Below are 14,101 nucleotides of genomic sequence, written 5' to 3'. Positions count from 1 at the left end.
GTGGAAGATAAATTGTAGCTAGAAAAAATTGTAGGGCGATAAATAAATTAAAAGTTTAGTATTTTTTTAAGAATAAATATTTTTATAGTGATAAAATTTGTGAGCAAATAAAAATTTATAAAATGACGAGAATTTATGAAGTGATAAAAACTTATAAAGTGACAGTGATTTATAAAGTGATAATAATTTATTAGATGAAAAATAAATGGAAAGTAGAAAAAATTTATAAGCTTAAAATTAAATTTAAAGCTAGAGATTTTTATAAGGATATAAAAAATTTACACTTGCAAGAAATTGTTAAATGAAAGATGAGTTGAAGATAAGGATAAAATATCAAGTATTAATAAGATGAAGGCTCTAAGAAATTATAAATTAAAAATAATCTGAAAATAAAAAACAAAAAATATAAAAAATCACCCGACAATAAAATATGACACAAAAAAATCTGTTGCTTTCCCAACAGATTTTTCTCTTTATTAAGCTGCCTTAATTTCCTTTGATCTCAAGGCATTTACACCCAGTAGGACAATGGAAATGGTAAGAAGAATGTGTCCAACCCCACTAATAGATATAAGTCCAATCTCCGTTAGTCGCATAGGGAGATGTGGGTCTACAAGACCATGGATAATCATAGACGTGAAGGCAAGGTAGGTTCCAAGGTTGTAAATGTTAAATAATTTTTTTATTTTTTCATCAGAAAGGTCTGAGTTTTTGACCAAGAGATAAAAAATTCCTGGAAGGGCAAAGCCCAGAACAATTAAGTGGGTGTGGGCAAGTGACATATACTTTGTCACTTCAAAGACTTTTCCCAATTCCCTGTAAGACGCCCCAACTAGGATACCTGATAGGAGGTAGGCAAAGGCATACTCCATGAGGTCCCTCTTTACAAAATCATCTTGCAAGTTCTTATAAAGCTTTAGGACAATTAGGACATACATGACAGTCTTTGGCATCATTAGCATTCCAACCCTAGGATAAGTATTCTTAAATAAAACTACAGGGATGTAGAAGAGGAAGCTAAAGAAGACATAAATGTAAAGTCTCCTAAATTCTTCTCGGCTCCTATTTTTAAATAAGAGGACTATGTCAACTAGACCCATTATGACAAAAGGAAGGTTGGAAATAAGATCCATGCTTCCATCTCCCTTAAAGGAAATAAAGACTGTTACCACTCTTAGTGCAAAGAGACCAAGCATTGTGAGGTCAAGGCCCTTGTTTTTTAAATCCCTTGCCTTCTTGATGTAAAAATAGAACAAGAGATAAAAAACTGACATTGTAATAGAAGAAACCCTAGTCCCAACAAAGAGTGAAGTTGAATTAATTGCAAAACCATTGTCCATGACATTGGCAATAATTCTTGGGACTAGGTGGAAGGAGTCGCCAAGTCCAAGTAGGAGAGTCATTGCTCCAAGAGTCAAGCTGTCCCTGTGATTTATTAAAAGCATTCTTATGCCCAAAAAGATGACAAGACTGAGATAGAGCCCGTCAAAAAATATTTCAAATTGATTCATTATTTATACCTCCTAACAACCATTTGATATAGGTGTCACATATTTCCAAAAATTCTTCCTTTGTATAGTCCCTTGTTATGGACTCCTTTAGAAGCTGGTGGAAGATGGCCATGGTGAAGACCATGCGGTGGTAGTTGTCTCTCGACAATTTTTCCATCAAAAAGTTTTTGCCATGACTGACAAAGGAATCTTCAAACAAGAAAAATTTAGGCACATATAATTTTTTTAAATTTTTGTCGTAGAGTTCTTCTGACAAATAATCCTTGTAGGACCAGAGAGTCTTCTCAAGGTCGCCGCCATTTTCCTTGTAGAGAAAATAAAACTTGTGGTGGACCTGACCAGTTTCCTTTTGAAGGAGACTGTCGTAACAATCCTCAAGGCTCTCAAAGTATTGGTAGAAAGAACCTCTTGCTATATCAAGTTTTTTGACAATGCCAGAGACACTGATCTTCTTAAGGTCCTCTTCCTCAAAATATTCCCTGAGGCTCTTATAAATTTCTTCTTTTCTCTCTTCATCTAAGTTATTAAAAGTATTCTTTGACATATTACCTCCTAAAGTGACACCATGTCACTTGACTTAATAGTAAATCTATTTAAAATATTTGTCAAACTTTTTTAGAAAAGTTTTTAAGTCAAAAATTTTGTAAGTTTTAAAAATAATTTTATATTAAACAAAGACTCATCACTTTACTTTTATAAAGAAGTAATTTGTTATGTTAAATCTTCCCTTCTTAGGGTATAATAAAATTAGAAAGAAATATATAAAATAAATAGGAGGCAAGAGATGAAAATATTAGTACCTATTGATGGATCAAAGAGTTCAAAAAAATCAGTTGACGTTGCAAGAGACATGGGAGAAAAGCTAGGCGCTGAACTACTTATCCTCACAGTGACACCAGAAACTTCTATTTTTGAGCAATACCCAGCTAACTTCAACTTCACACTTGAAATTGATAAGGCAAATGTTGAAAGAGCTGAAATGATACTTAAGGATGCTGAAAGTGATTTAAATGGTTATCCACACGGAGTAGAAACTTTTTACACTTCAGGCAATCCTGGTGAACAAATTTGTAAGTTTGCCGAAGAAAAAGATGTAGACTTTATTATCATGGGCAACAGGGGACTTGGTGCTTTCTCAAGAACACTCCTTGGCTCAGTTTCAAATAAGGTAATTAACCATTCAAAGAAATCTGTTCTTGTTGTTAAGGCAGATATTTAAAATTAAGGACGGGTTTTCCGTCCTTTTATTTTTGGGCAAATAAATAGAGTCAGGGCTTGTCCCTGATTTTTATTTGTAAAATTTTTGAGTGGCTTAGACTAAGTTTTATAGAAACCTTGTCACAAGGACTTAAAAATTTTTAAAGAAGTGAAGTTAGAAGATAAGACAAGGTAAAAAAGATTTCAAAATTTATTAAAAATTACAAAAAAACCATAAATTATTTACTAATAGTTTATTTTTTATCAAATAGGAAATTGTTTTTAAATAAAAGTTTTTAAATAAAGAAAGTCTTGAAAAACGAAGACAGAATGTTATAATAGAAATAACGTATGTTAATTAAATAACATTCTTTAAATTATTGTTAGGGGGATTTTAAATGGATTTAAAATTGGATAAGGAACATCTATTATTACAACAAATGTATCGCGCTTTTGCTGAAAATGAAGTAGAACCAGTTGCTGCTGATGTAGATGCAACTGAAGAAGTTCCTATGGAAAATGTTAAAAAAATGGCCAGATATGGTTTCTTCGGAATACCATTTCCTAAAGAATACGGTGGACAAGGTGCTGACTACCTAGCTTACGCTATGGCAGTAGAAGAACTTTCTAAGAAATGTGCTACTACTGGTGTAATTGTTTCAGCTCACACTTCACTTTGCTGTGCTCCAATCTATGAAAACGGAACAGAAGAACAAAAGAAAAAATACTTACCAGACTTACTAGCAGGTAAAAAATTTGGTGCTTTCGGACTTACTGAACCAGGTGCTGGTACTGACGCAAGTGGTCAAAGAACAACTGCTGTACTTGATGGAGACGAATATGTACTTAACGGTTCAAAAATATTTATAACAAACGCTGGATTTGCTGATGTATTTATCGTTATTGCAATGACAGACAGATCTAAGGGTAACCACGGAATTTCAGCTTTCATAGTTGAAAGAGGAACTCCAGGATTCACTGTTGGTGAACCAGAAGACAAGATGGGTATCAGAGGATCTTCTACTTGCGAACTTATTTTTGAAGACTGTAGAATACCAAAAGAAAATCTTCTTGGAAGAGAAGGTAAGGGATTCGCTATCGCTATGAAGACACTTGATGGTGGTAGAATTGGAATCGCATCTCAAGCACTAGGAATTGCTGAAGGTGCAATTGATGAAACTGTAAAATACACTACTGAAAGAAAACAATTCGGCAGAAGAATTTCTCAATTCCAAAACACTCAATTTGAACTTGCAGATATGAAGACAACTGCAGAAGCAGCTCAACTATTAGTTTATAGAGCAGCAGATGCTAAGGGAGCAGGCCTTCCTTACGGACACTTTGCAGCAATGGCTAAATTATTTGCAGCTAATGCAGCTAGTGATATTACTAGAAGATGTCTACAATTATTCGGTGGATACGGATACACTCGTGACTATCCAATAGAAAGAATGATGAGAGATGCTAAGATCACAGAAATTTACGAAGGTACATCTGAAGTAATGAAGATGGTTGTATCTAGCTGGATGGGCGTTAAATAATCGGAAGGAGTAATATAAATGAATATAGTAGTATGTATTAAACAAGTACCTGATACTAATGAAGTTAGACTTGACCCTGTTACTAATACACTTATTAGAGACGGTGTGCCAAGTATTATAAACCCTGATGATAAATCAGGTCTAGAAGTTGCACTTAGACTTAAAGATGAAAATCCAGATATCCACGTAACAGTATTATCAATGGGACCTCCACAAGCTCAAGAAGCACTAAGAGAAGCACTTGCAATGGGCGCTGACGATGGAATCTTAGTATCTGATAGAGCTTTTGGTGGAGCTGATACATGGGCAACATCTTGTACAATCACTGCAGCACTTGAACACCTAGATTTTGACCTAATCATTTGTGGTAGACAAGCAATCGACGGTGATACAGCACAAGTTGGACCACAAATCGCAGAACACATTGGAGTTCCACAAGTATCTTATGTAGAAGAACTTGAACTTGACGATGACAAAAAAGGTATCACAGTTAAGAGACAATTCGAAGACAGATACCACACAATTAATATTAAATTCCCATGCCTAATTACTGCAATCGCAGAATTAGCAGAACCTAGATATATGACAATTGGTAAAGTATTTGAAGCTTACCAAAAAGAAATCAGAGTTTGGGGTCTAGAAGATATTAAAGACAAACTTGACATGGCAAACATAGGACTTAAGGGTTCACCTACAAAAGTTAGAAAATCTTTCCCTAAACAAGGTAAAGGTAAGGGCGTACTTTTAACTGACTTAACTGCTGACGAAGCAGCTCAAGCTATCGTTGCTAAACTTCAAGAAAAGTATATTATCTAATTGGGGGTTTAAAAATGAGTAAAGATGTATTTGTATTTATAGAACAAAGAGACAATAAACTTGAAAAAGTTGGAATAGAACTTCTAGGAAAAGCAAGAGAACTTGCTGACGACCTAGGACAAGATGTTGTTGGTGTTTTACTAGGCGAAAAAGTAAAAGATCACGCAGACGTTCTTATTAGACACGGTGCAGACAAGGTTATCGTAGTAGAAGATCCTATGCTAAAAGAATATGTTACTGAACCTTACGCAAAGGCAATAACAAAAATTATCAAGGACAAAGAACCAGAAATCGTAATCTACGGTGCATCATCAATAGGCCGTGACCTTGCTCCAAGACTAGCAGCAAGAATTCACACAGGACTTACAGCTGACTGTACAAAACTAGAAATAGATCCAGATTCTAAAAACCTTATGATGACAAGACCTGCCTTTGGTGGTAACCTAATGGCTACTATCGTTTGTGAAAACTTCAGACCACAAATGGCTACAGTAAGACCAGGCGTAATGCAAGCACTTGATAACGACACATCAAGAAAAGGCGAAGTTGAAGAATTCAAAGTTGACTTCACAGATGCTGACATGAATGTTAAAATTCTTGACATTGCAAAAGAAGAATCTCACAAGAAAGATATCACAGAAGCTAAGATCCTTGTATCTGGTGGACGTGGAATCGGTGGACCAGAAGGATTCAAACCACTTCAAGAACTTGCTGACAAGCTAGAAGCAGAAATCTCTGCATCAAGAGCATCAGTAGACTCTGGTTGGATCACAAAAGATCACCAAGTTGGACAAACTGGTAAGACAGTTAGACCAGAACTTTACTTCGCAATGGGTATCTCTGGAGCAATCCAACACGTTGCAGGTATGGAAGACTCAGACCTTATCATAGCTGTTAACAAGGACCCAGAAGCAGCAATCTTTGAAGTTGCTGACCTTGGAGTAGTTGGAGACATCAACGCAGTTGTTCCAAAACTAATCGAAGCTATTGAAAGAGAACAAAGAATTAAAGCAGAAATTTAATCTAAATTAAATTTTAATTATAAGAAGAGACTACAAACTTGTAGTCTCTTTTTTGCTGCAAAGAATTATGGCTTTTGTAGAACTTAAGAGATAAGAGGTCTTTAATAACTTATTAATAAATACATAGTTATAAGATGTGAAAATTTAAAAATGAGGAAGCTATGTAAATTTATTAAGTAGGAAGGGACTATAAAGTTATAAAAAACTATTAAGTAGTAAAAAAATTATGACTTTATAAAAAACTATGAAGGAGTGAAAGTTTATGACTTTATAAAAAATTATAGGGAAGTAAAAAAATTTTGACTCATAAGCTAATAGAACTTAGTAAAAATTAAAAAAAAAATTACTGGGTCCAAATGCATCCATAGTATCAAAAAAATTTGTATCAAAGAAATAATTTAAAAAAGAAAAAAGACAAATAAAGTTTTTTTATAATACTAGAATTTTGCACTTAAAAGTGGTAAAATACATTTTAATATTTTTAAGTAGCGTGATAAAGAAAATCAACTTAAAAATAAATAAAAATTAAAGAGAGGGAAGAAAGATGAACCAATCATATGTATTTTATAATGGGGAAATAGTAGAAGAAGAAAAGGTGTCTATAAGCATTAGATCCAAGGTTGTTAACTACGGACTAGGAGTCTTCGAAGGAATTCGTGCCTACTGGAACGAAGAAGAAGAACAACTTTACGCCTTTAAACTTGTAGAACACTATGAAAGATTTTTACAATCAGCTAAGGTTGCCAACCTAGAAGTGGGCTACACAGCAGAAGAACTAGCAGACTACACAATCGAACTTCTAAGAAAAAATGGATTTAGAGAAACAACTTACATCAGACCAATTGCCTACAAAGACGGAAAAACAGTTGGAATTAGTCTACACGGACACGAAGATGACTGCGTAGTTATTTACTTACAACCTATGGGAAAATATATAGACAAAGAAGCCTTCAAAGTAAAGGTATCATCTTGGGTTAGAATAGCAGATAACATGTTGCCACCTAGAACAAAGGCTACAGCAGGCTACCTAAACTCAGCCCTAGCATCCTTTGAAGCAACAAAAAATGGTTACGACGAAGCAGTCCTACTAAACAGAAATGGCTTTGTATGTGAAGGACCTGGAGAAAATATCTTCCTATACAAGAAAGGAAAATTAATGACTCCTCCAGCATCAGATGACATCCTAGAAGGAATCACAAGAGATCTTGTAATGAAACTTGCAAAAGAAGAACTTGGAATCGAATGTGTGGAAAAATCTGTTGCAAGAACAGAACTTTACAACGCAGATGAAGTATTCTTCTCAGGAACAGCTATGGAAGTTGCCCCAGTAGTTGAAGTTGACGACATCAAAGTTTCTGATGGCAAGCCAGGCAAGGTATGTCTAGAACTTAAAAAACTTTTCGCAGACCTAACACATGGTAGAAATCCAAAATACATGGATTCCTTGAGACCAGTTTACGAAAAATAGATTTTAAATCTTATAAGATATGAGTCAGTGGATCAGTCCACTGACTTTTTTTATTGCTTAAAATTTGTAAGAAAAAATCTTGTAATATGACAATACAAAATAAAAATAAATATTTGATGTGGAATTAGCTTGAACAATTTTACACTGACTTTTATCTACAAAATTAAAATAGTATTACAAAAAATTATTAATTCAAGCAGTCTAGAGACAAAATTAAAAAGATTTTCGAAAAGTAAATAAAAAATAAAAATACAATCTTAGGTTTAATAAAGTATAGTTTAATAGGATATAATAAAGTTAACAGAGAAAATAAAATCCGATAAAATAGGGAAAGAAGAAAAAATAAAAGTTCAAAAAAGAAGAAATAAAAACAATTATTTATTAATATAACGGGGCTTATAAAAGAAGAAGATACAATAAACTTATAAAAAACCAGAATTAATTAAAGAAATCATATTAAATTTTCGTAAAAATGCTTAGATTAGGGATTCAATTGGTATAATATAAAATACGAGACAATAGAGGTAAACTATAACCGTAAATTTGAAGTCTTAAATTATACGGATTTTTTTATTGTTTGAATTACTTATTATTTATAAGTTTTATAAAGATATTTTAAAAAGGAGATTTTATTAGAATGAAGAACCCAATAAAGAATGGTAAAGAGGTCTTTGCCGTACTTTCTATGGCGACAGTAATGTCAATATCCATGTCTGTAAAAGTAGATGCAGCATCAGGGGCTGAATCTAAAATAGATACAGCTGCAGCAAGTGCTGCACATGCTGTAGTAGAAAACGTGGATAATGCACCTAGTGCAAATAAGGTTGAAGAAACTATTGCAGCTAAGGAAGATAGAGCAAGCCTTGAAGATACTAAAAAAGAAGATCTTTTAGAAGACAACAAAGCTACAGACCCAGGAAGCCCTGAAGTAGGAGATAATTCTGCAGCAAAGACAGATGCCACTGCACTTGAAGTTTCAAAAGCTAATGAAGCTGGAGCTGTGAGATCAGCAGAAGAACAAGCTACTCAAGCTGAAACTGACAAATTAGAAGTGAGTGAAGAAAAAACACCACAAGCTCAACAAGCTGGGGAACGTGAAGCTGCTAAAGAAGAAGATAAACATATCCAAAAAGCAGATGACCCGAATTATGGCGAAGATGAAAAGAAAATCAAAGACTATGATGGAAGCAACCGTTATAAGGAAACCGACCTCCAACCGGGAGATACAAATCAGGCGCTCGGTAAAACTGATGAAAAGGTAGAAAAAGACGGTTTTAAATTTGAACTCAAAAACCCATCAAACACATCACCAAGCAAGACTGAATATGGTTACCAAATCACCATAGACAAGAAGACCGGTCAAAGAACCTATACTAAGATTTATGTTACGGATTCAGGTAATATACCGGTTGATCCAGGCGAAAAATCTATGATGGGTAAGGGTGAAAAGTTAACACCTGGATCTCCTGATGTAACCTACAAACCAGATGAAAACACTATAATAGATGCTGCTAGAACACAAAGGAACTTGAACTATGGAGCTAGCAAAGAAACCCTTGAGCATATCAACAACAAGGACAACGACTCTACTTCCTTTGGTATGAAGGATAATTACACAAAAGAAAATCCAGGAGTTAAGTTTTTTGGTGATAGCTTCCTCTTAGGTTACAAAGTCAACCCATGGCCAAATGAAAATGACAAGGTTGAGCTAATGAAATTAAACGGCCAATATGATAAAAAAGTCTTTGTGCAAGGCCAAGATATCGATACAGGCATTAAGGTGGATAATATCGATGACAACGCCAAAAAAAGATTGGTAGGCCAAGTTTATAACCCTATTACAGGGGATATTGTTCCGGGGGCAAGTGCCTATATTGGAGATAATGGAAATATCCACATTAAGATGCCGGAAGGCGCCCTTAAAAAAGAAAAAAATGGTAAGACTATCATTAATGAAAAGTCAATCTTCAACACACCTGACTACAAGGCTCTTCAAAACCTAGACGTTAAATTCTTCGCCCGTCCAAGAACAGCAGAAGAATTTAAAAAAATAGCAGAAACACCAGACGAATTTGGCGAAACAGGAACATACACAGGCTCAGGAGCTGGTACTGCCGACATCAACCATAAGGGAACTAATGTCACAATCGACAAGCAAGGCATAGACCGCTATGACCACTACAATCTTGTAGGTGGATTTAAGCTAAACCTAGACGATACAAGATACTACGATCAAAAATTTGAAGATGGCAATGGTGATGATACATCTAAGGTAACATCATCAGCAGTAAAACCAGGCGAGCCATTTAAGGTGGGAATTGTAGATCCGGAAAAACCAGGTGGTACTGGTAAGTCAGCTGATGAAATGAATGCTGCTGAAGACAGGGGAGAAGCTTCTGGTAAGCTTATCATGGACTTTATCGAAAAAGAGAATAAAGGCAAGGCAAAAGAAGACCAATGGAAGGTAGAACTAAAGGATGGAGATATTGCAAATTTCACTATCACTCCACCAAAATCAGCCAAGGCCGGTGACTTTGTAGCAATTCCTGTTGAGTACACCTACACAAACGGCTCAAAAGATGTACACTGGTTCCACTTTGTTGTCCAAGAATCAGAACACATCAAGCCAGAATACGATGCCCAAGTTAACTTTCCATCCAGAGAACAAACATCTCCTGCAAAGGTAACAGAAGATGGCAAGAGACTAACTCCAAAGAGATATTCTCTTCCAGATACTCTAGAAACTGACCAAGCAGGTAATAAAATCGCTAAAGATGATAATGGAAATAAGTGGACTGTTAAAATTGATGAAGAATCAGGACAAGTTACTGCTAAGCCAGTAGACCCACTAGCCTTTGATGGTGGAGAAAAGCTAACTGTACCAGTAATAGCCCACTATGAAGATGAACAAAAACCAAATGAAGACATCACCGAAGAAGCCAATGCCTACTTCGTTATAAAAGAAAAAGCCAACATGACTGCTCGTTATAATGCTCAGGCAGGTAAGTCAGGAGATAAGCTTTCTTCAGATGTAATCCTAAATACAGAAGATAAATACAACAGAAGACCAGGCAAGTACACCCTAGATTCTCCAACATACACAGATGATAAGGGCAATACTTGGAATGTCTCTATAGATGAAGATACAGGTAAAGTTACAGCTACAGTGCCAAATGCAGAAGAAGGCAAGAAGATTGACGGAGCCTTATTAAACGTACCAGTTACAGCTCATTATTATGAAGAAGATGACAAGGGTGAAAAATTTGAAGTAGGTACAAAGAAGACAGAAGTCCAATTCGTGGCTTATGGTACTAACGGAAAAGTTGAAAAAACTGAAGAGATTCCTTTTGAAACAATAGTAGAAAAAGATCCAAAGCTTAAAAAAGGCGAAATCAAAGTCATCACTGAAGGTAAAAAAGGATCTAAGAAAGTAACTTATACAATCGAAGATTCAAAAATTACAAAAGAAGAAGAACAAGAAATAGAAAAACCACAAGAACGTCTAATCCACGTTGGCGAAGGTGTAAATGATGGTACTCACAAGATTGAAGAAAAGGTTGAAGTAGGATTTGAAACTGAAATCCAATTTGACGATAGCCTTGCTCCAGGCGAAACCAAAGAAATTCAAAAAGGTGAAGCTGGAGAAAAGAAGAGAGACATCACTCTTACAATTGAAGATGGCAATGTAACAAAGACTGAAACAGGTGAGTTTACTGAAACTAAGGCTCCTAAAAAGAGAATAATCAAAGTAGGTAGAAATACCGAAGGCAAGGTAGAACACAAGGAAGAACTACCATTCAAATATAAGGTTGAAGAAGTAGATACACTTAAAAAAGGCGAATACAAGATTGTAAAACCAGGTAAGGTTGGAACAAAAACAACAACTTGGACAATTAAAAATTCTAAAGTCGATGGAGAGCCAACTGTAACAGAAGTTGCCGCAGAAGATGCCCTAATCCAAGTAGGTAAGGGAACTGTTGAAGGAACTCACGAAGTAACTGAAAAGAAAGCTGTAGATTACAAAACCGTAATCAAATACGATGAAAACCTTGATGCTGGCCAACAAGAAGTTGTCAAAGAAGGAAATCCAGGAGAACAAGAAAGAACAAATACACTTGTAATCAAGGATGGCCAAGTAACTGAAACTAAAGAAGGCGAATTCAAAACAACTAAGGAAGCTACTGATAGAGTTGTAAAAATCGGTACAAAACCAGTTACAAAAGTAGTAGAAAAACCATTCAACACAGAATATCAATATGACGAAAATCTTGAAGCTGGAAAGACTGAAGAAGTAACTCCAGGTAAGAACGGAAAGGTAACTATCACAACATCTTATGACAAGGACCAAAAGAAGGTTGTAACTTCTGAAACTGAAGAAGCAGGTCAAAACAGAGTTGTTAAAATCGGTGGTAAAACAAATGGAACTGAAAAAGTTAAGGAAGAAATTTCATTTGAAGTAGAAGTTAGAAAGGACCCATCACTTAAGAAGGGCGAATGGAAATATGCCAAAGATGATGAAGGAAATGAATTAAAGGGTGAAAAGGGAGAACAAGAAAAGACTCTTACTATCGTTAATTCAAAGGTAACAGAAACATCTGATCCAACAGTAACTAAACAACCAAAGAAGGCGGTTATCCTAGTTGGCGAAGGTACTAATGACGGTAACCACGAAATAAAAGAAAAGAAAGAATTACCATTCGAAACTAGAATTGAGTACGATGAAAGTATAGAAGCAGGTAAAGAGGTAGTAACTGAAGGTAGTCCAGGAGAACAAGAACGAACAAACACTCTTGTAATCAAAGATGGTAAAGTAACTGAAACTAAAGAGGGCGAATTCAAGACAACTAAAGACCCTGTAGATAAGGTTATAAAAATTGGTGTAAAGCCAATTGTTACAGAAGTTGAAAATGGGTACGATACAGAGTATGAATATGATGATACCCTTGAAGCTGGAAAGATGGAAGAAAAGACACCAGGTAAGAATGGAAAGACAACTATCACAACATCTTATGACAAAGACCAAAAGAAACTTGTAACAAAAGAAGAAAAAACAGATTCAACAAATAGAGTAATAAGGGTTGGTATAAAACCAATAGTTGAGAAAGAGTCTATTCCACATAATACAGAATTTAATCACAATCCTGAACTTGAAGCTGGTACAAAAAAGAAAATCAAAGATGGTACTCCAGGCGAGTATACAATTACAACTACTTTCAACAAAGAAACAAAAATGCTTGAAACAAAAGTTGTAAAAACTAAAGAGCCTACTAATGAAGTGTGGGAATATGGTACTAAGACTGAAAAAGAAGTTACTAATGGAAGTATTAAAGTTAAATCTGATCTTCCTTATAAAGTTATAATAAAAGAAGACAAGACTATGGATGCTGGAACTTATAAGGTTGAACAAGAGGGAGAAGTTGGCGAAAAAATAACTACTATTAAGATTAAAAATAGTGAAGAAGAATCCAGAAGTGAAGAAATTACTAAAGAAGCTAAGGATAAGATTATAGTAGTAGGTACAAAACCAGCTACATGTCCAATTCCAGAAGATCCAAATAAGCCAGGTAAAGAAGATCCACAAAAACCAGGCAAAGAAGATCCACAAAAGCCAGGCAAAGAAGATCCACAAAAACCAGGCAAAGAAGATCCACAAAAGCCAGGCAAAGAAGATCCACAAAAACCAGGCAAAGAAGATCCACAAAAACCAGGCAAAGAAGATCCACAAAAGCCAGGCAAAGAAGATCCACAAAAGCCAGGCAAAGAAGATCCACAAAAGCCAGGCAAAGAAGATCCACAAAAGCCAGGCAAAGAAGATCCACAAAAGCCAGGCAAAGAAGATCCACAAAAACCAGGCAAAGAAGATCCACAAAAGCCAGGCAAAGAAGATCCACAAAAGCCAGGTAAAGAAGATCCAGAAAAACCAAGTAAAAACACACCTAATAAGCCAGGAGAAAATCCAAGTGATGATTCAAAGAATCCACCGCAAGAATCTCCTGAAAAACCAAAGCTTGAAAAAGAAAATGAGCCTAAGCTTTCTGAAACTGAAAAGGTAAAGGAAGCTGAAAATGTAAAAGAAGCTGATGAAGAAATAGAAACTGAAGAAGCTAAAGTTCTTAATCAAGTTAAAAAAGAAGAAGATGAGGAAGCAAGTCGTGTAGGTAACGAAGTTGGCAAAGCTAATCTTGCTGGCGATGACAAGGCTCCTAAGACAGGCGACGCTGGTCTTGCACTTGAAACTGCATCAGCAGGTCTTGCATCAGGTCTATTACTTCTATTAGGTAGATTTAAGAGAAAAAAAGAAGATGAAGAATAAAAAATAATTTTTTGAGACAGTCCCTGGGGCTGTCTTTTTTTATGACCTTATAAGAAAGTGGGACTAAATCAAAGAAAAGTATTTGATGAAAAATTAAAAAGTCATAAGAGCTTGTGACATGATAAATATTTAGGACTTAGTGAGAAATAAGAGCTTTACAAATTTTTATAAACTTATAAGAGTAGACAAGTCAATAAATTTTCACAAGCTAATGGTTGGAGATAGACTTATAA

General features: G+C 35.2%; 8 protein-coding genes. 6 read left to right on the top strand and 2 right to left on the bottom strand.

Annotation, left to right across the window (positions count from 1 at the left end; genetic code table 11):
• Positions 1-476: 476 nt before the first annotated feature.
• Both M9426_RS03565 and M9426_RS03560 read right to left on the bottom strand, forming a co-directional pair.
• Positions 477-1,511: a DUF2871 family protein gene (locus tag M9426_RS03565; protein ID WP_250342469.1), complete on the bottom strand. Its 1,035-nt coding sequence runs from the start codon at positions 1,509-1,511 to the stop codon at positions 477-479.
• Positions 1,498-2,055, bottom strand: coding sequence for a TetR/AcrR family transcriptional regulator (locus M9426_RS03560; RefSeq protein ID WP_250342468.1), 558 nt, complete (start codon positions 2,053-2,055; stop codon positions 1,498-1,500). The genes M9426_RS03565 and M9426_RS03560 overlap by 14 nt, the downstream gene beginning before the upstream one ends.
• 240 nt (positions 2,056-2,295) lie before the next feature.
• On the opposite strand from M9426_RS03560, the gene M9426_RS03555 reads away from it, so the two are divergent.
• The 6 genes from M9426_RS03555 to M9426_RS03530 all read left to right on the top strand — a co-directional run bounded on the left by M9426_RS03555 (position 2,296) and on the right by M9426_RS03530 (position 13,868).
• Positions 2,296-2,730: a universal stress protein gene (locus tag M9426_RS03555; protein WP_070701366.1), complete on the top strand. Its 435-nt coding sequence runs from the start codon at positions 2,296-2,298 to the stop codon at positions 2,728-2,730.
• Positions 2,731-3,106: 376 nt separating this feature from the next.
• A complete protein-coding gene (locus M9426_RS03550) occupies positions 3,107-4,249 on the top strand; it encodes an acyl-CoA dehydrogenase (RefSeq protein ID WP_250342467.1) in 1,143 nt (380 codons plus the stop codon).
• 18 nt (positions 4,250-4,267) lie between these two features.
• Positions 4,268-5,065 carry an electron transfer flavoprotein subunit beta/FixA family protein gene (locus M9426_RS03545; protein ID WP_005957298.1) on the top strand — a complete coding sequence of 266 codons (798 nt, stop codon included), beginning with the start codon at positions 4,268-4,270 and terminating at the stop codon, positions 5,063-5,065.
• Between the two features lie 14 nt (positions 5,066-5,079).
• Positions 5,080-6,087, top strand: coding sequence for an electron transfer flavoprotein subunit alpha/FixB family protein (locus M9426_RS03540; protein WP_250342466.1), 1,008 nt, complete (start codon positions 5,080-5,082; stop codon positions 6,085-6,087).
• A 544-nt stretch (positions 6,088-6,631) separates the two neighbouring features.
• Positions 6,632-7,555: a branched-chain amino acid transaminase gene (locus tag M9426_RS03535; protein ID WP_250342465.1), complete on the top strand. Its 924-nt coding sequence runs from the start codon at positions 6,632-6,634 to the stop codon at positions 7,553-7,555.
• Between the two features lie 637 nt (positions 7,556-8,192).
• Positions 8,193-13,868 (top strand): G5 domain-containing protein, encoded by a 5,676-nt coding sequence (locus M9426_RS03530; protein ID WP_250342464.1) that lies wholly within the window; start codon positions 8,193-8,195, stop codon positions 13,866-13,868.
• Positions 13,869-14,101: the final 233 nt, after the last annotated feature.

It is taken from the genome of Peptoniphilus genitalis (assembly GCF_023614525.1).
GTDB lineage: Bacteria > Bacillota > Clostridia > Tissierellales > Peptoniphilaceae > Peptoniphilus_A > Peptoniphilus_A genitalis.
The sequence above is the reverse complement of the archived record's forward strand: the minus strand, read 5'-3'. Positions and strand labels throughout refer to the sequence as shown.